Origin of the sequence: Streptomyces sp. NPDC001194, assembly GCF_042896985.1 — a bacterium.
GTDB lineage: Bacteria > Actinomycetota > Actinomycetes > Streptomycetales > Streptomycetaceae > Streptomyces.
Map to the genome: position 1 here is coordinate 938,280 of NZ_JBIAXU010000001.1, position 20,461 is coordinate 958,740.

18 protein-coding genes are annotated in these 20,461 nt (G+C 73.2%); 11 read left to right on the plus strand and 7 right to left on the minus strand.

Annotated features, from left to right (window positions below):
• Positions 1-562: 562 nt before the first annotated feature.
• Complete coding sequence (locus ACFY1T_RS04515; protein WP_390786899.1) at positions 563-1,744, plus strand: IS701 family transposase; 1,182 nt, start codon at positions 563-565, stop codon at positions 1,742-1,744.
• A gap of 78 nt (positions 1,745-1,822) precedes the next feature.
• Here the strand turns inward: ACFY1T_RS04515 and ACFY1T_RS04520 are convergent, their stop codons facing one another.
• The 4 genes from ACFY1T_RS04520 to ACFY1T_RS04535 form a co-directional block, all read right to left on the minus strand.
• The gene (locus ACFY1T_RS04520) at positions 1,823-3,022 is read right to left on the minus strand and encodes an MFS transporter (RefSeq protein WP_390786900.1); all 1,200 of its coding nucleotides are present in this window, start codon (positions 3,020-3,022) and stop codon (positions 1,823-1,825) included.
• Positions 3,023-3,092: 70 nt separating this feature from the next.
• Positions 3,093-4,430, minus strand: a complete 1,338-nt coding sequence (locus tag ACFY1T_RS04525; protein WP_390786901.1) for an acetyl-CoA carboxylase biotin carboxylase subunit family protein — start codon at positions 4,428-4,430, stop codon at positions 3,093-3,095.
• Positions 4,431-4,568: 138 nt separating this feature from the next.
• Positions 4,569-5,120 carry an NADPH-dependent FMN reductase gene (locus tag ACFY1T_RS04530; RefSeq protein ID WP_051806054.1) on the minus strand — a complete coding sequence of 184 codons (552 nt, stop codon included), beginning with the start codon at positions 5,118-5,120 and terminating at the stop codon, positions 4,569-4,571.
• On the minus strand, positions 5,117-8,611 hold the full coding sequence (locus ACFY1T_RS04535; RefSeq protein WP_390786902.1) for a hypothetical protein: 3,495 nt from the start codon (positions 8,609-8,611) through the stop codon (positions 5,117-5,119). The genes ACFY1T_RS04530 and ACFY1T_RS04535 overlap by 4 nt, the downstream gene beginning before the upstream one ends.
• 338 nt (positions 8,612-8,949) lie before the next feature.
• Between ACFY1T_RS04535 and ACFY1T_RS04540 the strand changes: the two genes are divergently transcribed.
• The 8 genes from ACFY1T_RS04540 to ACFY1T_RS04575 are packed head-to-tail and all read left to right on the plus strand — an operon-like array spanning position 8,950 to position 16,246.
• The gene (locus tag ACFY1T_RS04540; RefSeq protein ID WP_390786903.1) at positions 8,950-10,815 is read left to right on the plus strand and encodes a WD40 repeat domain-containing protein; all 1,866 of its coding nucleotides are present in this window, start codon (positions 8,950-8,952) and stop codon (positions 10,813-10,815) included.
• On the plus strand, positions 10,812-11,519 hold the full coding sequence (gene ribA / locus ACFY1T_RS04545) for a GTP cyclohydrolase II (RefSeq protein ID WP_390786904.1): 708 nt from the start codon (positions 10,812-10,814) through the stop codon (positions 11,517-11,519). Before ACFY1T_RS04540 ends, ribA begins: the two co-directional genes overlap by 4 nt.
• On the plus strand, positions 11,516-12,493 hold the full coding sequence (locus ACFY1T_RS04550) for a formylglycine-generating enzyme family protein (protein ID WP_390786905.1): 978 nt from the start codon (positions 11,516-11,518) through the stop codon (positions 12,491-12,493). The genes ribA and ACFY1T_RS04550 overlap by 4 nt, the downstream gene beginning before the upstream one ends.
• Positions 12,490-13,641: a pyridoxal-phosphate dependent enzyme gene (locus tag ACFY1T_RS04555; protein WP_390786906.1), complete on the plus strand. Its 1,152-nt coding sequence runs from the start codon at positions 12,490-12,492 to the stop codon at positions 13,639-13,641. Before ACFY1T_RS04550 ends, ACFY1T_RS04555 begins: the two co-directional genes overlap by 4 nt.
• Positions 13,625-14,347 carry a class I SAM-dependent methyltransferase gene (locus ACFY1T_RS04560; protein ID WP_229337302.1) on the plus strand — a complete coding sequence of 241 codons (723 nt, stop codon included), beginning with the start codon at positions 13,625-13,627 and terminating at the stop codon, positions 14,345-14,347. The genes ACFY1T_RS04555 and ACFY1T_RS04560 overlap by 17 nt, the downstream gene beginning before the upstream one ends.
• Positions 14,348-14,385: 38 nt before the next feature.
• Positions 14,386-15,342 (plus strand): isopenicillin N synthase family dioxygenase, encoded by a 957-nt coding sequence (locus ACFY1T_RS04565; RefSeq protein WP_390786907.1) that lies wholly within the window; start codon positions 14,386-14,388, stop codon positions 15,340-15,342.
• On the plus strand, positions 15,339-15,923 hold the full coding sequence (locus ACFY1T_RS04570; RefSeq protein ID WP_327133072.1) for a serine O-acetyltransferase: 585 nt from the start codon (positions 15,339-15,341) through the stop codon (positions 15,921-15,923). The genes ACFY1T_RS04565 and ACFY1T_RS04570 overlap by 4 nt, the downstream gene beginning before the upstream one ends.
• Positions 15,920-16,246 (plus strand): hypothetical protein, encoded by a 327-nt coding sequence (locus ACFY1T_RS04575; RefSeq protein ID WP_390786908.1) that lies wholly within the window; start codon positions 15,920-15,922, stop codon positions 16,244-16,246. Before ACFY1T_RS04570 ends, ACFY1T_RS04575 begins: the two co-directional genes overlap by 4 nt.
• Before the next feature lie 198 nt (positions 16,247-16,444).
• Here ACFY1T_RS04575 and hemB read toward each other — a convergent pair whose 3' ends face one another.
• On the minus strand, positions 16,445-17,446 hold the full coding sequence (gene hemB, locus ACFY1T_RS04580; RefSeq protein ID WP_229337310.1) for a porphobilinogen synthase: 1,002 nt from the start codon (positions 17,444-17,446) through the stop codon (positions 16,445-16,447).
• Between the two features lie 42 nt (positions 17,447-17,488).
• The gene (locus ACFY1T_RS04585) at positions 17,489-17,911 is read right to left on the minus strand and encodes an ATP-binding protein (protein WP_390786909.1); all 423 of its coding nucleotides are present in this window, start codon (positions 17,909-17,911) and stop codon (positions 17,489-17,491) included.
• Positions 17,912-18,023: 112 nt separating this feature from the next.
• Between ACFY1T_RS04585 and ACFY1T_RS04590 the strand changes: the two genes are divergently transcribed.
• Both ACFY1T_RS04590 and ACFY1T_RS04595 read left to right on the plus strand, forming a co-directional pair.
• Positions 18,024-18,848 (plus strand): helix-turn-helix domain-containing protein, encoded by an 825-nt coding sequence (locus tag ACFY1T_RS04590; protein WP_390786910.1) that lies wholly within the window; start codon positions 18,024-18,026, stop codon positions 18,846-18,848.
• Entirely contained in the window at positions 18,845-19,090 is a 246-nt protein-coding gene (locus ACFY1T_RS04595) for a DUF397 domain-containing protein (protein ID WP_390786911.1), read from the plus strand. Before ACFY1T_RS04590 ends, ACFY1T_RS04595 begins: the two co-directional genes overlap by 4 nt.
• Here the strand turns inward: ACFY1T_RS04595 and ACFY1T_RS04600 are convergent.
• On the minus strand, positions 19,087-20,376 hold the full coding sequence (locus ACFY1T_RS04600) for a HEAT repeat domain-containing protein (protein WP_390786912.1): 1,290 nt from the start codon (positions 20,374-20,376) through the stop codon (positions 19,087-19,089). The two genes, ACFY1T_RS04595 and ACFY1T_RS04600, sit on opposite strands and share 4 nt — an antisense overlap.
• Positions 20,377-20,461: the final 85 nt, after the last annotated feature.

Consider the following 20,461-nt stretch of genomic DNA (forward strand, 5'->3'; position numbering starts at 1 on the left):
ACGGCCTTGCGTACCTGGTGCGAAGCGGTTACCGGCGGTTCCTCATCCCACACCGCCTCCACAAGACGGACAACCGGGACAATATTTCCCGGTTCAAGTAGCAGAGTGGCAAGAACTCGCTCGTGAATTTGACCACCGAGCTTTAACCGGTGTCCTGCCGTCCACCCTTCAAGCGGTCCGAGAATATTGAAACGCACCTGGCTTTCCACCGAATTAGCCATGGCCTCCTTGCCCATCCCCCTCAATGCCCCCTGCTGAAGAGCCTTCAGCAGGATCCTAAGAGCTTACGGGGGGAAGCGGTAGCGAAGAGGGAACGAAGAGGGAACGGCACCTCGGACAGTTGCGTCCTGACTCGGACTCAGGAGCAGCGATGAAGACTTTCGGCCTCGGCGCCAGCCGGCGGACCGTGCGGCGCGCGGCGAACCATTCCGGCACCCGGCCTGCCGCCGCGCACAGCGCCTACCAAGCACCTGTTGCCACCCCTGCGGCTCAGGGCCCCAACTCCCCACCCGCCATACCGCCGACCACGACGGCGGACCACAGAGCGCAGATCGTCGAAGCGATGATCTCGGAACTCGCACCCCAACTGTTCATGTCGCTGCGCCGCAGCGACCAGCGCGCCCGGGGCGAGCAGTACCTGCGCGGACTGCTCTACGCCGAAGGGCGCAAATCCATCCGCAACATGGCCGGAGTCGTCGGCGGAGCGGGCACCGAGCAATCGCTGCACCACTTCATCAGCGAATCCACCTGGAACTGGGCCCCGATGCGCGCCGCGCTCGCCCGGTACGCGGAGCAGACGGTCCAGCCCAAGGCCTGGGTCGTCCAGTCCATGCCGATCCAGAAGGCCGGCGAGCAGTCGGCGGGCATAGACCGCCGGTTCGTCCCGGAACTGGGGCACTCCGTACACGGCCAGCACTCCTTCGGCCTGTGGATGGCCTCGGAGGCGATGAGCGCCCCGGTCAACTGGCGCCTGTACCTCTCCCCTTCCTGGCTGCAGGACGAGGAGAAGCGACGCCGGGCCGACATCCCGGACTGGGTCGACGAGGAGTCGCCGGGCGAATGCGCCACGGCTTCCGCCCTCGAAGTCCTCGCCTGGGGCGGGGTGGAGCGCCGTCCGGTGGTGCTGCCCTCCCGTGACTTCGTCAGCAGCGCCGTGCTCAGCCGCTTCCACTCCGCGGGGGTTCCCGTCATGGCCCGGATGCGGGCCATGGACCAGCTGCGGGTCGCCGACACGGCGATGCCGGGGTACGGTGCCGGCCCCATACCGGTGTCCGACATGCTCCAGCACGTACGCGGACTGCGCCGGCCCGTCGAATGGCTGGACCCCTCCTCGGGGACGCCCGTCGTCCGCAGCACCCTGGTCGCGGGCATACGCGTCGAGCTGCCGCAGCCGCGCCGCTCGCCCGCAGGTCCGCAGCAGTGGCTCCTGATCGGCGAGTGGACCAACCGCAACGGCCCGCCCAGCGAGCTGTGGCTCACGGATCTCACCACCACCTCGCTCGACGGGCTGATGCGACTGGCCAAGCTCAGCCGGCGGACGGCGTTCGACAGCGCCACCACCGGCGAGCGGGCCGGGCTGCGCGATTTCGCCGGCCGCTCCTTCAAGGGCTGGCACCGCCACCTCACGCTCGCTTCGGCCGCCCACAGCGTCTCGATCGGCGCCGACCACGCCGCTGGCCGCACTCGGGCCGAGGGTTCCTCCGGCAGTCCGTCGGCGAACCGGCAGCCGCGGCAGCTGGGCTGAGGCGTGTCGTCCGAGGATGACGGTAAGCCGCGCAGAGAGGCATGTTCGGGGCCCGCTCCCATGCTCCCTCGGCCCGCGTCACGCGGCGGCTCCCGCGGTCTGCGGCGCCTTCCCGGCGGCCGGGGCCGGCCGCGGGATCCGCATCGCGACCAGGCCGGCGACGGTGAAGTAGACGGCCCAGCCCAGCCAGGCCCAGCCGCCCAAGCCGACGGAGGTGGTGATGAGGGGGGGTCCGACCACGGTGGTGACGGCGAACCCGAGGTTGAAGGCGGCGAGGTAGCCGGTCTTGCGGCCCTCGGGGATGTGCAGCAGGGCGGCGCCGGTGGTGCCGGACACGATGTACAGCTCCCCGAGGGAGAAGAGCAGGGCGGCTGCGACCACCAGAGCCAGGTTCGTGCCCGCCCCGCCGAACGTCGTCAGCGGTACGATCCCCGCTGCCAGAGCCGACAGCAGCCCGCCGCGCCGCATCATCCTGCGCGCGGTGCGGAAGTCCTCGGACCCCTTGCTGATCCGGACCTGGAGCAGGACGACGACGGCGGTGTTGAGGACCTGGACCAGGGTCACGGTCCAGGCGGGGGCCTGCGTCTGCTGGACCACCCACAGCGGGACGCCGAGTCCCAGGATGAGCGCCGACATGGTCAGGGCCCCGTACAGGGCGGTGATCCGGAGGAAGGCCCTGTCGCGCAGGACGCTGCCGCGTGAGGGCCCGCCCTGCGCCGCCCCGGCCGGGCGGCCGCCGTCACCGAAGGTCCGGCAGACGGCGGCGCAGCCGATGAACAGGACGGCGGAGAGCACCATCACCGCCCGGTAGGCCCAGGCCTCGTCGATCGCGATGGCCGCCCCGGAGGGCAGCGCGCCCGCCGCCATTCCGGCGTTGCGCAGCGACCGGAGCCGGGCCAGCGCCCCGACCGCCTCCTCGTTGCTCGCCCGGGCGATCAGGCCCGACTCGATCAGCGGGCTGATGCCCCGGCTCAGCACCCCGGCGACCGCCGAGGCGAGCAGGGCGGCGATGAAGGAGGAGGACAGGGCCAGCGCCAGGAAGGCGGCGGCGCGGACCAGGAACAGGACGGTCAGCACGGTACGGGTGCCGAAGCGCTCGGCGGCCCGCGCGATGGGCATGGCGCCCAGCAGGGAGGTGATGCCGGCGATGCCGAGGACCAGCCCGATCTCGGTGTTGGGCAGGTCCACGGCCTTGTGGAAGAAGAGGACGGACAGGGACAGGTACATCCCGAGCCCGACGGCGTCGGATAGTCCAGCGGCGTAGATGCGTTTCTTCATCGGAGCGATCCCCACGTCATGAGTAGGCGGGATTGCGGAGTCGGGCGGGGGTGGGCGTCTGCGTCCACGGCTACGTGGCCCGGGCCAGGGCGGGCCCGGGCTGCGCGGCGGCCTCGGCGAGTTCGATGCCGAGGGCCCCCTCGACGCGGCCGGCGAGCTCCAGGGCCGCGGCGGGCGAGGGCGCGCCGAGCATGAACGTCGCCAGGTGCAGGGTCCGGTCCCGGCTCGCCGACTGGCCCGGCGCGAACCGCGGCCGTACGTAGACCAGTTCGGGGAAGGCCGCCATCAGCTCCGGTACCGGGGTCTGCGCGGTCACCAGCCATTCCCCCGCCGGGATGGGCACCATCCTCATCAGCGCCGTACGCCCGAACTCCGGCACGGTGTCCGGCGCGAGGCCCAGCGCGCTGCGGCCGATCTGCTCGGCGTAGTCGTATCCGGCGCCGACCTCGAACATCACCGGCATCGGGCCGCCCGCCCGGGCGTTGACCTCGATGACGCGCGGCCCCAGCGGGGTCAGCGCGATCTCCGTGTGCACGGCCCCGGTGGTCAGCCCGATGGCCCGGATCGCCCGGTCCGCGCAGTCGACGGCGGCCGCCTGGACGGCGGGGTCGAGCCGCGACGGCATCGACGCGCCCTCCTCGGCGTAGCCGTGGCGCAGCTCGATGCGGTCGGAGACGGCCAGGTGGTGGCGCTCCCCGGCCGCGAGCAGCGATTCGACGCTGCAGTACGCGGCCCAGCCGCTGTCTCCGTCCGCCTCCAGTTCGAGGCGCTCCTCCAGCAGGAAGACGTCCTCGCTCTGCAGGAAGGCCGAGACGGTGGCCCGGCCGTCGCGGTAGGCCGCCCGGAGCTCCTCGTACGTGCGGACCAGCCGCACGCTCTGGCTGCCGGCGCCGAGCGAGGGTTTGAAGACGGCCGGCAGGCCGATGTCCCGGGCCGCCCCCGCCAGGTCCGCCTCCGCGCGGATCTCCGCGAACCGGGGTGAGGGCACGCCGTGTTCGGCGAAGACCCGCCGCTGCCGGGACTTGGACTGGGCGACGCCCACCGCCTCGGGGGTGTTGCCCGGCAGGCCGAGGCGTTCGGCGAGCTCCGCCTGCGGGCGCAGCAGCAGCTCCGAGTAGGTGACGACCCCCGACAGCGGGTACCGCTCGTGGAGGGCGAGGCCCACGGTCACCGCGTCGTCGAGGTCGGCCGCGGTCAGGAACTCTCCCCGCAGGCCTCGGGCGGCCCAGTCGGCGCGGACCGGTTCGGGATCGCCCCAGGCCGCGATGTGGACGACGGACACCGCGGGGCCGATCCGGGAGAGGGAGTCGAGCGCCGCGGCGGGCGGGTGGCCGCCGATGCCCGAGATCAGCAGCACGTGCGGCTGGTCCTCGGGGCCGGCGGACGGGCGGGCGGAGCGGGGGGTCATGGCGCGTCCTTTCAGGTGACGGGCTTCGCTTCGCTGGATTCGGGATCGGATCGGGGGGATCGGGATCGGGATCGGGGATGTGCGATCAGGGCCCGCGAGGGGGCGGAGGTCCGCGGCCGCGGGCCGCGGCCGGCGTCTTCAGCGGCTGACGAGGGGCGCCGGCACCCGGCGGGCGGAGCGGAACGAGAGCAGCTCGCCCACCATCCGGTCCATCCGTATGTGCAGCTCCTCCAGCGGGATCCCCGGCGTGAAGTCCCCGCGCGCGGAGGCCACGTGGGTGGGCACGGCCCAGCCGCCGAGCGCCCGGACCACCGCCCGCATCTGGTCGCAGGCGGTTCCCGCGCCCCGGGGGCCGCCGCCCGCGGCGATCAGCCCCGCGGGCCGGTGGGCCAGTGCGTCCCCGGTGAGGTGGTCCAGGGCGTTCTTGAGCAGCCCGCTGTAGGAGCCGTGGTAGACCGGCGTGGAGAGGACGACGCCGCTCGATCCGGCGATGCGGGCGCGGATCGCCGCCGTCTGGCTGTGCGGGGGCGGGTCGTCGTAGTCCTCGATCCGGTGCCGGCCTGGGAACTCCACGCTCAGGTCCAGGAGTTCGTACTCCGCCCCGGCCGCCCTGATCCGCTGGGCGGCCACCTCCAGGACCCGGCGCGAGACCGAGTCCGCGGAGGCGCTGCCGAGGATGCCGAGTATCACCGCTCGGCCCCCGCGGACCCCGGCCCGGGCTCGAGCCCGATCACCAGGCGCACGTCGTGCTCGGCGCTCTCGACCAGCCGCCGCACCTCCTCGTGCGAGTCGTGGACGAAGACGTGCGTGCTCGCGCCCGTTCCCGAGAAGGGCTGCGGGGGGACCACGTCGCCGATCCGGTACGGCACGTTCCGGTAGTACGCGTCCTGCGCCACCGCCGAGTCGTCGAAGTCCAGCAGCATCCCGCCGACCGTGAAGTGCACGGTCCAGCCCGCGTACGCGCCCACCGGAGCCACCCGGCCGGCCCTCGGGTCCAGCCCCACGTCGGTGAGGATCTTGGCGTGGAAGAGGTCGACGCCGGTGGTGGCGAGGAAGGCCTCGCGGATCCCGGCGCCGCCCGGGCGTCCCGCCACCTCGCAGAAGGTGAAGGACCCGGCCTCGTCCAGGAAGGCCTCCAGGTGCAGCACCCCGGCGGTGACCCGCCAGGCGTCGACGACCTGGCCGAGCAGCTCGCGGGCGGCCGCGCGCACGGCGGGGTCGGCGACCGTGATCGAGGACAGCGGCTCCACCCGGGAGACGGCCAGGGTGTCGCTCACGTACCGGGAGACGTCCCAGATCACCTCGCCCTCGTAGACGACCGCGTCGATGTGGCACATGTCGCCCGCCACGAACCCCTCGCACAGGTGGCTGCCGGGGGTGAACTCCTCGCGCACCCACCGCTCGACCTGCGCGGCGCTGGTGAGCACCGACACCCCGTACGAGCCCGAACCGTCCCGCGGCTTGACCACGACCCGGCCGTGCCGGGCGAACAGGTCGGTGACGTCCTCCGGCGTGTGGATCAGGTGCCCCTCGGCGGTACGGATGCCCGCCCTCCGGGCGATGCGCTTCATCACCGCCTTGTCGACGAACTTGCGCGCGGCGGCCGGGTCGCTGCCCGGCGCGCCCAGCCTCGCGCGCAGCTCCGCGGCCGGCTCCAGCAGCCGCTCGGAGACGGTGGCGATCCGGTCCACCGGGTACAGCGCGTGCACCGCGCCCGCGAGGGCCCGTACCCCGTCCGGATCGAACACGTCGGTCCGGGCCGCGAAGTCGGCGCCGCCGCCGGTGGTGTTGCCCGCCGCCGAGCTCAGCACGCTGAGCCGGAAGCGGTCCGGGTCCAGCAGCGGCGAGCCGTCGTCGCGGGTCCACACCCGGGGGCCGATCCGGTCCAGCAGCAGGACGTGCGTACGGTCGGCCGGCTCGGTCTTCCACAGCAGCGAGCGCTCGATCCGGGCCACCGCCTGCTCGGCACGGACCGCGTCCGGCGCGGCCACGGTGTACTCGAGGCGGACGACGGGCCCGCTGTGGACGCCCGCGCGATCGAGCGGGGTCCGTACGGACGCCAGCTCGGGCCAGTCGTACAGCTCCTCGGCGTCGGTCGCGGCGACCACGCGGAAGCGGCCCGGCCCGGACAGGACGTGGCGCTGGACGGCCACCCGCCCGGCGTCGGGCAGGGCTGCGCCCACCGGCCGGCCCAAGGCGCCCTCGGCGGCGGCCGTCACCAGGCTCCGCCGGTGCGCGGCGTCGTAGAGGTCGAGGACCTGCCGGTCGAATCCGGGCAGGACCAGCGGACGCGTGTTGCGGGCCCCGAACACGATGCGGGCGGGCCCCTCGATCCCGGCGTCGCGCACGGCCTCCTCGGTACGCGCCACCAGCCGCGCGGGCACCGGGCCCGCGACCAGGCGCCGCTCGGTGCTGCCGTCCTCGGCGGCCTGGTCGCCGCTCTCGTCGATCGCGGCGAGCACGTCCACCCGCCCTCCGGCTCCCGCGACGGCCAGCACGGTGTGCACGGGGTCGCTGACGAAGGCGAGCTCCTCCAGCAGCCCGTCGAGCTCACCGAGCTCCTCGCTCCCCGCCCCGCCGGAACGGGCGGCTCCGGCGGCCAGCGCGCGCAGTTCCCGCGCCTCGCGCTCGTACGCCCCCGACCAGGACAGGACCGCGGCCACCGGCCGGCGCCCGTGCGCCGCCAGGAACCGCGTGCGCACCTCGTCGAAGGTGAGCTCGTCACGCCGCAGTACGGTCAGCCGCGCGGTCACCGCGCCGGCCGCGGCCACGATGCGCTCGACCGGATCGCCCGCGTCCAGCAGCAGCACCACGTGCTCGCCGCCCGCGCCGCCGGGCTCCGGCCGCTCCTGCCCGTCCTGCGGCCGCGCGGCGGTGACCGGCTCGACGCGCAGCGACTCCCGCACCTGGTCCGCGGCTTCCGCGGCGATCCGGCCGGCCGTCGCCGCGTCGGCGCCGCGCACCATCAGGTACCCGAACCGGTCGTGGTTGGTGCCCAGCGCCGGCACCCGGTCGCCGGGCCCGACGGTCACCTCGCAGTCGACCACCCCGGCCGGCAGTTCCCGCGGCTCGGGAACGGTGCCGCGCACGATCCCCTCGACCGGGCTCCACAGGGCGCGCAGGGCCACGGTGGCCACCGGCGGGGCCGCGTCCTCGACCGGGGCGGCGGTGGCGAGCGCGACCAGGTCCCGGGCGATCGACCGGTCCAGGGCCAGCGACATCTGGCGGGTCACCACGTGCCCGGCGATCCGGCCGTTGACCTCGATCAGCTCCGGGCCGGTCGCCGTGAGGAACAGCTCCACGTGGAGCGCGCTCGCCCGGACGCCCAGCGCCTCGACCGTGTCCAGGACGAACCGCCGTGCGGCGCCCATGCCCGGGAAGCGGGCCGGGAAGTGCCCGCCCAGCTCGGCCGTGGTCCCCGGCGCCGCCGGGACGCGCTCGGCGAAGCCGTAGAAGACCACGCGCCCGTCCTGGACGAGCAGTTCGGCGCTGACGTGGCGTCCGACGGCGTACTCCTCGACGAGCGCGGCGGGCCGCTCGGCGCCGTCCCCGGCGCCGTCCCCGCTCGCGTCCCCGCTCGCGTCCCCGTCCGCGTCCCCTGCCGCGCCCTCTTCCGCCTTCCCGTCCCGTGCGACCCCGAGCACCTCGGCCAGCCCGGCGGCTGCCTGCTCCCGGGTCCACGCCACGGTGACCCCGACCGAGTACCGGCCGGACGTCGGCTTGACGACGCACGGCAGCCCGATCTCGTCGACCGCCGCCAGCCCTTCCTCCTCGGTGACCGCCCGGCGCCAGCGCAGGCTGCCGATCCCGGCCTTCCCGAGCCGCTCCCGTACGGCCGACTTGTCTCCGAGCAGCCGCGCCGCCTCCGGTGACTCGTGTGGCAGGCCCAGGTCCCGGGCGAACAGCGCCGCGCCGTGCAGGAGGTTCTCGTCACGGCAGATCACGCCGTCGACCGGGTTGGGGCCGAGCCGTCCCCGCAGCCGGGCGGCCAGGTCACGGCCGCCGGCCAGGTCCGGCACCTCCACCACCCGCGCCGCGCGTTCGAGCAGCTCGAACCCGGCATTGGCGCGGTAGGCGTCCAGGCGCTCGGTGACGAAGGTGACCTCGATCCCGTCGTCGGCCATGTCGGCCACGACGTCAAAGCCTCTGACGTATGCCGTCTCCAACAGAACAACATGCATGAGCTCAGCCCCTTGAGTCCTCTTCTCATCGAAGCATCAAGGGGCGAGGACTAGAGGGCAAGCGGCAGTCGAATAATCCTGCTCACTCCATCACCTCTTCCCGTTTCATTCCCGTCCCGTTCCCGTTTCCATCCCGACCCGATCCCGACCACACCCGCACTGACCTGCAACAACATGTCAAACAAAAGAATTCGAATCCATCAAGTCGAATGACTTCCCACATTGCCGGACAGTGCTTCGCAGCTTTTTCGGGCGACCATTAGCGTGCATACAGGAAACTGGACACCCACCTCGTAAATCGCCCTTTCCCGGACACCGAAACAAAGGACAGAGACAGCGTGCGCACCATCTCCATCCCGAAATCGGGGACCGGACATTCGGCCCCGATCACCCACGTGGCCTTCAGCCCGGACGGTTCCCGCCTCGCGACCTCGTCCTACGACGGAACCGTCATCGTCTGGAGCACCGTCGACCCGGCCCGCCCCACCGAGACCGCGACGCTGCGCCACCGCCGCCTCGTCAACTCCTCGGCCTGGAACCCCGCCGACCCGACCCTTCTCGCGACGGCCTCCGCCGACAAGACGGTCGGCATCTGGCGCGTCCCCGCGGAGGGGCCGGCCACGCTGGTCAACGTCCTGGCCCGGCACACCGACGACATCAACTCGGTCGCCTGGCTGCCCGACGGCGAGCGCCTGATCTGCGTCTCCGAGGACGGCCGCGCCACCCTGTGGTCCGTGCTCGACGGCACCTTCCTCACCGAGGTCGGCTCGCACGAGGCGCACTGCATGATGGTCTCCGTCAGCATCGAGGGCCTGGCCGCCACGGTCGGCGAGGACGGCCTGGTCTCCGTCAGCGACCCCGGCTCCGGCTCGGGCCCGGCGCGCAAGCGCCACTACGACTCCTCCATCGAGGGCTGCGCCTGGTCCCGGGCCGGCGACCTCCTCGCCGTGGCCCGCGACGACGGCCGCGTCGACCTGCTGACCCGCGAGCTGGAACACGTACTGACCGTCGAGGTGTCCACTTCCGCCGCCCGCGCCGTCGACTGGGCCGAGGACGACTCCGCGTTCGTCGTCGGCGCCTACGACGGCTCCCTGCACTGGTTCGACCGGTCCGGCGAACGCCGGCACACCGTCGCCGACCTCCGCGTCTGGCCGCGCTCCGTCGCCGCCGCCCAGGGCCTGGTCGCCGCGGGCTCCTTCCGCAACGCCCCGCACCTGTACGACATGGCCACCGCGGCCGAGCTGTCCGGCCCCGAACGCGCCACCCACGGCCCCAACGCCCTGGCCGCGCGCGGCGACGAACTGCTCGTCGGCGGGGACTCCGGCACCGTGTTCGCCGTCCGCATCGAGAACGGCGTCCAGAGCCGGGCCACCCCGATCGAGCTCACCGACGGCCCGATCCTGTCCCTCGCCACCGACGGCGACACGATCTACGCGGGCACCTACTCCGGCCACGTCATCCGCCACGACGGCACCCGCACCTCCAGCGAGCGCCTCGGCGCCCCGATCCCCTCCCTCACCCTCGACGGGGGCCGGCTGATCGCGGGCACCTACAACGGCGAGTTCCTCGTCCTGGACCCGGCCACGCTCCGGCTCGAAGAGCGCGTCGAGGCGCACGGCGGATCGGTGAAGTCCCTGGCCCCCATCCCGGACGGCGGCTTCCTGTCCGCCGCCACCGACCGCACCATCGAGGCGGGCGCCGTGCACGGGCGCACCAAGCTGTGGGAGCACGGCAACCTCGTCAACGCGGTCGCCGGACTCCACGGCCCCGCCGGCTCCGTCGTGGCCAGCGCCTCCCGCGACCACACCGTCAAGGTCGGCCGGATCACCCGTACCGCGGACAGCGGCTGGAGCGCCGGCGCCCCGCAGACGCTGCTCGGCTCCGACGAGTCGGTCAAGTGCGTCTCGCTGCTGGGCGACCCCGCCAAGCCCACCGTCCTGGCCGGCTCCTACGACTTCAACCTCTACTGCTGGCAGGTCGACTGGGCCGACTCGGCGGGCACCCTCGCCTCCGGCCGCGTCCTCGCCGGCTTCGCCCAGGGCCTGTCCTGCATGTTCCAGCTCGCCGACGGGCGCGTCGCCGTGGCCGGGTGGGACGGCCGGATCGTCTTCGTCGCCGTCGACGAGTACGGCGCCCACATCCAGCACACCCTGCACATCGACGACATCGCGCAGAGCGCGGACCGGAAGCAGGTGGCCGCATGACGACCCCGGCCCAGGCACCGGAAGCCTTCGCGCAGGCCGTCCCGGAAACCTTCGCGGAAGCCGCCCCCACCGCGGTCCCCTCGGCGGTCCCCGCGGCGGTCCGGGCCCGCGTGCCCGTCACGCTCTCACGCGTCCGCGACCGCAGCGCCGACCTCATCACCTTCCACCACCTGCCCGACCCCGGCGAGCACTTCGCGGTCCTCGTCCCCGCCGCCCCCGGCGACACCGCGCCGCCGCTGGTACGCCTGCACAGCGAGTGCCTGACCGGCGACGTCCTCGGCTCGGCCCGCTGCGACTGCGGCCCCCAGCTCGACGAGGCCCTCCAGGCCATCGCCGACCAGGGCGGAGCCGTGCTCTACCTGCGCCAGGAAGGCCGCGGCATCGGGCTCTACAACAAGCTCGACACCTACGTCCTCCAGGCGCAGGACCACGACACCTTCGCCGCGAACCGCATGATCGGCCGCGGCGACGACGAACGCGACTACGCGGCGGCCGCCGCGATGCTCCGCGCCCTCGGCCTGACCCGGATCCGCCTGCTCACGAACAACCCCGACAAAGTCCGGGAACTGCGCGCCCACGGAATCGAGATCACCGAAGTGATCCCCACCGGCGTGTACGTCACCGCGGAGAACTCCCGCTACCTGTCCGCCAAGGCCGAACTCGCCGGCCACACCATCGCCCTGCTCCAGGAGGCCGCGGCATGACGCTCTCACTCGAAGACCTGGCAGACTCCCCGCACTTCAAGGAGAACGCCGGCCTCGCCGACCCCGGCAGGCTGCACCCCGCCCGACTGCCCGGCAGCACCCCCGAGGAGCTCGCCGCCGCCGTCGAGGACCCGGAGCTGCCGACCGCCGAACGCCTCGCCGCCGGCCAGCTCCTCGGCCTGCTCGGCGATCCCCGCATCCCCTCCCCCACCACCGGGGCGGGCCCCGGCACCCGCCACGTGCCCGGCGGCCGCATCCGCATCGGCCTTCCCGAGAACGAGGCCGGATACGTCACCAACGCCTGGGCTCACGTGGGCGTGGAGGAGTCCTGGATCCTCAAGGAGTGCCCCGAGCACACCGTGGAGATCGCCGACTTCTGGATCGCCACGTACCCCGTGACCAACGGGGAGTACCGCGCCTTCCTGGCCGACACCGGCCTGGAGGAGCGCCCCACCACCTGGTACCTGGGCGCCTACCCGTGGGACCGCTCCAACCACCCGGTGGCCGGGATCCGCCCCGAGCACGCCGACGCCTACGCCGCATGGCTCACCGAGCGCACCGGACACCCCTGGCGGCTGCCCACCGAAGCCGAGTGGGAGCACGCCGCCAAGGGACCCGAGGGCCTGCCCTACCCCTGGCCCGGCGGCTTCGACCCGGAGGCGGCCAACACCCGCGAGTCCGGCGTGCACACCACCAGCCCCGTCGGCGCGTTCCCGGCCGGCCGCTCCCCGTACGGCGTCCACGACATGGGCGGCAACGTCGAGGAGTTCACCGCCGACGACTACGCCCCCTACCCGGACGGCCCCTACGTGGCGGACCACCTCGTGCAGACGATGGGCAGCTACCGGATCGCCCGCGGCGGATCCTTCGCCCGCTTCGGCGACCTGACCCGCACCCGGCGCCGCCACGGCGCCTTCCCCGGGCCGCTGTACCCCGTCGGGTTCCGCCTCGCCACCGGCGAGCGGCCCTCATGACGACCGCCGTCCGCCCCGGGCCGGAGCCCGCGCTCGCGGGGCCGCGAACCGGCGGCCCCGAACCGGCCGAAGCCATCGGCCCCGATACCGCCGGACCCGAAGCCGCCGGACCCGGCTTCGCCGCCATCCGCCGCGCCCTGGCCGACCGGGCCCCCGCCCTGGCCGACCTCACCCGGGCCTTCGCACCGCTGGAGGCCGAGGCCCACCGGCTGCTGCCGCGGCTCGCCGCGCTGCGCCCGGGCATCGGGGACACCCCGCTCGTCGCCGTGCCCAGCCGGGCGGGACGAGGCACCGTCTGGCTCAAGACGGAGGCCGCCAACACCTCCGGATCCGTCAAGTCCCGCACCGCGTACGCCCTGTTGTGCGCGGCCGTGGCCTCGGCGGGCACCCCCCGGGTACGGCTCGTCGAGTACTCGGGCGGCAGCCTCGCCGTAGCCCTCGCCGAGCTGTGCGCACCACTGGGCCTGGACCTGCACCTGGTGGCCCCGTACGGGGTCCCCGAACGGCTGCTGGACCAGCTCCGCCGGCACGGCGCACAGGTCACCACGGCCCGCGAGGGCACCGGCTTCCTCGGCGCGATGGACGAGGCGGTCCGCGTGGCCGAACGCGAGGACCGGCACCTGCTCCTCCAGCACTGCGCGGCCGCGGGCGCCGCCCTGCACCGCGAGCACACCGGCGCGGAGATCATCGGCCAGCTCTCGGGCTACGGAGTCGAACCGGCGGCCGTGGCCGCGGCCGTCGGCACCGGCGGCAGCCTCACCGGCACCGCCATGGCCCTGCGCAGCGCCTGGCCCGACTGCCGCCCCGTGGCGGTCTTCCCCGCCGAGGCCGTCTACGGCGACGAACGCGCCCCCACCGGCGCCCGCCGGATGAACGGCACGGGCGGGCTGGGCCACGGCCTGCGCCAGCCCCTGCTCGCCGCGTTCCCGCAGGACTTCTTCAGTTTCACCGCCGTCGCCTATCCGCAAGCCCTCCAGGCCATGCGCCACCTGCGCCGGGAGCACGGCATCGCCGTCTCCGCCAGCGGCGCGGGCGCCTGGCTCGGCGCCTCCGCGGAAGTCGACCAAGGCCCGCGAGGGCGCAACGCAGTCGCGGTCGTCGCAAGCCGCGGAACAATCGAGGAGTGGGAGCATGCCGCAGGAACGTGAGACATCCGCAGTCCTGACCGTCCCCGGCCACAGCGCCGCGGACGCGGAGCACGCGGAACGGAACTACTGCGGCTACCGCGAGGTCGTCCGCAACTCGTTCAAGCAGTGGTACAAGAACAACCGCGACTCCTGGTCGGGGACGACCACCAACGACCGCGTCACGCACTTCGCGATCGCGGCCGCCCCCACCGGCGAAGACCAGCCGGGCTCCGGCCCGGCCCGGGTCCTGGACATCGGCTGCGGCCGCGGCCTGCAGACGGCCTCCCTCGCCGAATGGCTGGAGGCCGAGGTCACCGGCCTCGACCTGCTCGACGTATGGGACACCCCCGACGTCAAGAACGGCTCGATCCGCTTCCACCAGGGCGACTTCCTCGCCTTCCGCGCCGAAGGCCTCGACCTGCTCGTCGACAACGGCTGCCTGCACCACCAGCGCCGCGAGGACTGGGCCCCCTGGGTGGAGCACGGCCGCAAGATGCTGCGCCCCGGCGGGGTCTGGGTCGTCAGCGTGTTCCTCAGCCCCGACGGTGAGATCACCCCGCACCCCCTCGCGGACGGGCGGCTGAACTGGTGGCTCACCGAGCGGCTCGTCACCGAGCTCTACGAGGCGAACGGCTTCCGCTTCACCGGCAGCCTCGAGATCGACCGCCACTTCGAGTACGAGGGCCACCAGCTCAAGTACCTGACCCTGTCCTTCGTCGCGGTCTGAGCGGCGCGGGAGGAGAGAAGAAAGAGGAGGTACCGGAGATGCTCAAGGAAATCGCACTCGACGACCGGGGCGACGACCAGCACGTCCGAAGCGCCCTGCGCGACGGCTTCTTCCTGGTGCGCAACACGGTGCCGGAGACCCTGCTGGACGAGGCGTACGCCATGCTCGGCGCGTTCTTCGAGCTGCCGGCCGAGGTCAAGGCCGACTGCCGGGTACCCGGCGCCAACGGGCAGTCCGGATACCTCCCACCCCTGGTGGAGCAGGGCGAGAAGGGCCGCGCCCCCGACTGGAAGGAGCTGTTCCACTGGGGTGCCCCACTGCCCTCCGCGCACCCGCTGCGCGAGCGCTACCCCGCCCGCTACCCTCAGCCGTACTACCCCGATCACCTGATCCCCGGGATCGGCGCCGCCCTGGGCGAACTCCACCTGAGGATGTCCCGGTTCCAGCTCGACGTGGTCCGCCGGCTGGCCGGGGCGCTCGGCGCGGCCCCCGGCTACTTCGAGGAGATGCTGGAGGACGGCCCCGTCGTCAACCGGGCCACCTGGTACCCGCCGATGGAGCAGGCCCCGTCCGCGGACCACGTCTGGATGGTGGAGCACCAGGACTTCGACCTGATCACCGCGCTGCCCCGGGCCACCGCCGCCGGCCTCGAAGTCCTCATCGACGGCGAGTGGACCCCCGCCCGGGCCCCCGAGGGCTACTCGATCCTCAATGTCGGCATGGTCCTGGAACGGCTCACCGGCGGGCTGGCCCGCGCCGCCGTCCACCGCGTCGTCGCCACACCCGGCCAGAGCGGCGGCCGGCTCTCCATCGTGCAGTTCTGCCACCCCACCCCGTGGACGGTGCTCTCCGCGCTCCGCGGCACCACGGTGGACGGCGAGCCCGACCGGTACCCCGCCCTGACCGCACAGGACCTGTTCCAGCGCACGATGTACCGGATCAACCGGCTGGACTCCCGGCAGGCCGCCCCGCTGACCCCGGCGGCCCGGCCGTGAACGGCGCCGGAGCCGGCACCCCGCGGCGGATCGGGGTCCTGCGACAGATCCGCGAGGACCTCGACACGGTCGTCGCGCGCGACCCGTCCCGCCCGCGCCTGCGCGACGCGCTGCTCCACTCGCCCTGGCACGGGCTGGCCCTCCACAGGATCGCGCACCGCCTCCACCTGCGCGACCACCGCTTCGCCGCCGGACTGCTCACCCTCGCGGGACGGCTGCTCTCCGGCATGGAGCTGCACCCCGGCGCGCGGATCGGCCGGCGGGCCTTCATCGACCACGGCTTCGGCGTGGTCATCGGAGAAACGGCCCGCGTCGGCGACGACGTGACGCTCTACCACGGGGTGACCCTCGGATCGCGCGGCTGGTCCCGGGCGGGCGAGCCCGGCGTGCGCCGCCACCCCGTCATCGGCGACGACGTCCTCATCGGCGTCGGCGCCTCCGTACTCGGCCCGGTCACCATCGCCCCCGGCAACCGGATCCGCGCCCACTCCCTCATCCTTCGCGATCTCCCCGCCCCCGGCAGGGCGGTACGCATCGACCCCGTCCGAGAAGCCGCCCACCCCTCAAGGAGCACCGCATGACGCCGGCCACCCTCAGAGAGCGCACCCTCGAACTCGCCAAGGACCTCGACACGGGCGACTGGACCCCCACCGACCTCGAACGCAGCATCGCCAACCGGCTGCTGACCGCCGCCCACCCGGTCGGCTGCATCACCGAGCACGCCGTACGGGACGCCGTGTGGGAGGGCTCCGAACCGCTGGCCCGGGTGAACGACGGCCGGCTCTCGCTCCTGCTCGCCGAGATCACGTACAGCCTCACCGGAAACGGCCGCGACGCCGCAGGCCTCGCCTCGGCCCAGGCCCTCCTCGCATCGGTCAACCGCCGGGGCCGGGGCGGCGCGTGACCTCGTGAGGGTTCGGCGAGGGGCTGCCGACGGGCGAAGAGCCCCGGCGGGGCCCCTCGCCGCGCCTTCAACCGTCGGCGTCGTGGCTGAGGGGTTGTTGCGCTTGCGCGGGTCGGCGCGGTCGGGAGCCAACCTCCCTGTCCACGGCCCTGCGGGCTCGCCGGACGAGACCCGGCCCGGTGACCCGGGCGCGGGAGGTCAGCGGGTCTCGCGGAGCCAGCCCGCGACCTCCGTCGCCCAGTACGTCAGGATCGTGTCCGCGCCCGCCCGCTTGATGCCGAGCAGCGTCTCCAGGATGGCCCGGTCGCGCTCGATCCAGCCCTTCTCCGCCGCCGCCTCGATCATCGCGAACTCGCCGCTGATCTGGTACGCGGCGACGGGCACGTCCACCGCCTGCGCGACCCGGTACAGGACGTCCAGGTAGGGGCCGGCCGGCTTGACCATCACCATGTCCGCGCCCTCCTCCAGGTCGAGCGCCAGCTCCCGCAGCGACTCCCGCGCGTTCGCCGGGTCCTGCTGGTACGTCTTGCGGTCGCCCTGGAGGGAGGAGGCGACCGCCTCGCGGAACGGCCCGTAGAAGGCCGAGGTGTACTTCGCCGTGTACGCGAGGATCGAGACGTCCTCGTGCCCCGTCTCGTCGAGCGCGTCGCGGATCACGCCGACCTGGCCGTCCATCATCCCGCTCGGACCCACCACGTGGACGCCCGCGTCGGCCTGGACCTGCGCCATCTCCGCGTACCGCTCCAGCGTGGCGTCGTTGTCGACGCGGCCGTGCTCGTCCAGGACCCCGCAGTGCCCGTGGTCGGTGTACTCGTCCAGGCACAGGTCGGACATGATGACGAGGTCGTCGCCGACCTCCGCCTTCACGTCGCGGATGGCGACCTGGAGGATGCCGTCCGGCTCGGTGCCGGCCGTGCCCAGCGCGTCCTTGTTCTCGTCGGCCGGGACCCCGAAGAGCATGATCCCCGCGACGCCCGCCTCGACCGCCTCCACCGCGGCCTTGCGCAGCGTGTCGCGGGTGTGCTGGACCACGCCCGGCATCGCCGAGATCGCCAGCGGTTCGGAGATCCCCTCCCGGACGAAGGCGGGCAGGATCAGGTCCGAGGGGTGCAGCCGGTTCTCCGCGACCATCCGCCGCATCGCCGGGGTGGTGCGCAGCCGGCGGGGCCGCGAGCCGGGGAAGGATCCGTACGCGCTCATACTCAGTCGCCTCTTCGAGCCTGGACAGCAGTCGCTTCCAGCCTAGGGGGTGTCCCGCGGGTGACCCGTCACGGCCAGCTCGCACCACACCACCTTTCCGGGCCTGCGCGGCCCGACCCCCCACCGCTCGGCGAGCGAGGCCACGAGCAGCAGCCCCCGCCCGCCCTCGGCACCCGGATCCCGGTCCGCGATCCGCGGCCGCCCACCCCCGCTGTCGGCCACCTCGACCCTGACGAGGTCCTCGAAGAGCAGCAACCGCAGCCGGTAGTACCGGCCGGGCGGGACGCCGTGCAGCAGGGCGTTGGTGGCGAGCTCGCTCACGCAGAGCAACAGGTCGTCCCGGCGGCGTGTGACACCCCACGCGTCAAGTGTCACCGCCGCGAACTCCCTGCTGGAGCCGATGGATTGGCGACTGCGGGGGAAGTACCGCTCACGCAGCATGGCCGGATGGATTTCCACGTTCACGGGGCGATCGTCGCGGTGCGTGACTAGCGTGAGCAAGATGAGCAACCCGTACTCTTCCGGGAGTACGGGTTGACACCGGTATCTCACGTGCACATGCGGGGAGTTCACAGGTATGCCACCGCGCAAGAGCCCCCGCCCCAACGAGACGGCAATGAAAATGGTCGGCGCCCAGGTCGCCACCGCGCGCGTCTCCAAGGGTTTGACGCAGAGTGCCTTCGCCAAGGCGCTGCACATCGATGTCCAGAGCGTCGCCTCCATCGAGCAAGGCAGGCGGACCCTCATGCCCAGCGTCGCCGAGGCGATGGACCAGATCCTCGGCCTGCCCGGCCTCCTTACGGTCGCGGCGAACAAAATGGCTCAGGTCGAGGTGATCCCGCCCTGGGCGGAGGAGTACTTCACCAACGAGGCCGAGGCACTCACCCTGTCCTGGTACGACGCCGTGCTCGTACCAGGCCTTCTCCAAACCGAGGAATACGCCCGCGCCGTGTTCCGGTGTCGAGTCCCCTATACGGGCGAGGAGAAGATCGAGCTCCAAACTGCGCGCCGCATCAAACGTCAGGAGATCCTGTACCGCGCCATCCCACCCAACCTCGGTTTCATCGTCTCGGAATCAGCTCTACGCGACCGTCTCGGCGGCGACGAGGTCAGACACAACCAATTGCGTCACCTGCGAGACTGCGCCGACCACCCAGCGGTCTCCCTCCAGGTCCTCCCCCTTGGCCTCACCGCTCACGCAGGCCTCACGGGTTCGTTCGTACTGCTGGAAACGCCCGATCACCAGTACGTCGGGTACTCGGAAAACCAACGCGTCAGCATCGTCGTTCGTGATCCCAACGAGGTCAGCATCCTCGCTCAGAAATATGCAATGCTGCGATCCCAGGCCCTCAATGTCGCAGATACGAAAGCCCTGTTGGACCGGCTGCTAGGAGAGTCATGAGCACCCCACCGAAGTGGTTCGAGTCCAGCTACAGCAGCGATCAGGGCGGCCAGTGCCTGGAAGTGGCGTACGCCTGGCACAAGTCCTCCTACAGCACCGATGAAGGCGACGCCTGCGTCGAGGTGGCCACCTGCCCCTGCGCCGACACCGTCCACGTCCGTGACTCCAAGGTCGCCGACGGCCCGACGCTCGCCCTCGCCCCCGCCGCCTGGGCCGGGCTCACCCGCTGGGTCGGCCGCTAGGCGGACCGCCACCGGCCGCTGCGGCGGTGGTCGTGCTCGTGCTGCGGGCCGAGCGGGCCCACCCGCTCGTACGCCTCCCGCGCGCGCGGGTCGTCGCGCAGGGCGAGGCCGTACGCGCCCTCCAGGCGCAGCTCCTGGTCCTCCTCCGCGAGCAGCGCCACCAGCGCCTCCGCGGCCTCCGGCGTCCGGTCGTCGCCCGAGGCCAGCGCGGCCGCCGCCGTGGCCCGTACGCCGTGCTCCGGGTCACGGACCAGACCGAGCACCACCGCCCGGACCTCCGGCCCGGCGTCGCGCTCCCGGCCGAGCCTGCCCCCGGCAGCCCCCCGCACCTCCGGGTCCGGATCCCGCGCCAGGGCGATCAGGGCAGCGGTCGCCTCCGGCGTCAGCGGGTCGTCGAAGAGGTACGGCACCTCCTGCCGTACCCGCGGGTCCGGGTGCCCGGCGTGGCGCAGCCCGAGGGGTTCGTCGTACCCGTCGTCCGAGACGGCGTCGAGCACCGCGGCGAGCACCCCGCCGTCCGTCTCCTCCAGCGCCCAGGCCCTGAAGAGTCCGGCTCCCTCCCGCTGCGAGGAGTCGCTGCCGATGCTCGCGAACCAGTCCCGGGTGCTCAGGCAGTCGACGACGAACCGGCGGTGGTCCGGCGACGGATGGTGACGCAAGGCCGCCACGGCCGACCAGGTCTGCGTACTGCGGCGCTGCGCGAGCACGATGGAGGACGCGGACCAGTCCACATGGCAGACGTCGGGGTGCCGGACGGCCCGGGCCACCAGCTCCTCCACGGGAGTCAGGATCCGGAAGGCCCACTCCAGCTCCGTCAGGACCGCCCCGTGGCCCGCCCGGACCGTCAAGCCGCCGAGCGAGACCTGCCCGACGTCGCACCACTCCTCCTCGGCGGACGACCACCGCGCCGGGCCCGTCGCCCCGGTGCGGCGGCGCAGCTCCGCCTCCGCGCCCGCCGCGTACCAGTGCCGGGCCGCCGCGAGCAGCCGCTCTCGCTGCGCCGCCGACAGGCGCAGCACCTCACCCCGGAGCGCCCTGACGGTCGCCGGGGAGCCGCCCTCGACGGCCCGCAGGAGCGGGGTCGTGCCGTCCGGCAGTTCCCGGTCCGGGTCGGCGCCGCCCGCCACCAGGGCCTCGGCGACCTCGTACGCGAAGGCGTCCACCGCCGTGCACAGCAGCTCGGCCCTCCCCGGATCCGCCCCCGCCTCCAGCAGCGTGCGGACGGCCTCCGCGTCCCCGGCCCGTACCGCCGCCTCGAGCCGCCGGCCGGCGTCCTGCTCCGTCATCGGTCCCCCGTTCCCCGGCGAAGATCCTCGCCGGAGCCCGCCGCCGGCACAACCGGATACGCCGCGGGGCCCGGACGCGGCTGCG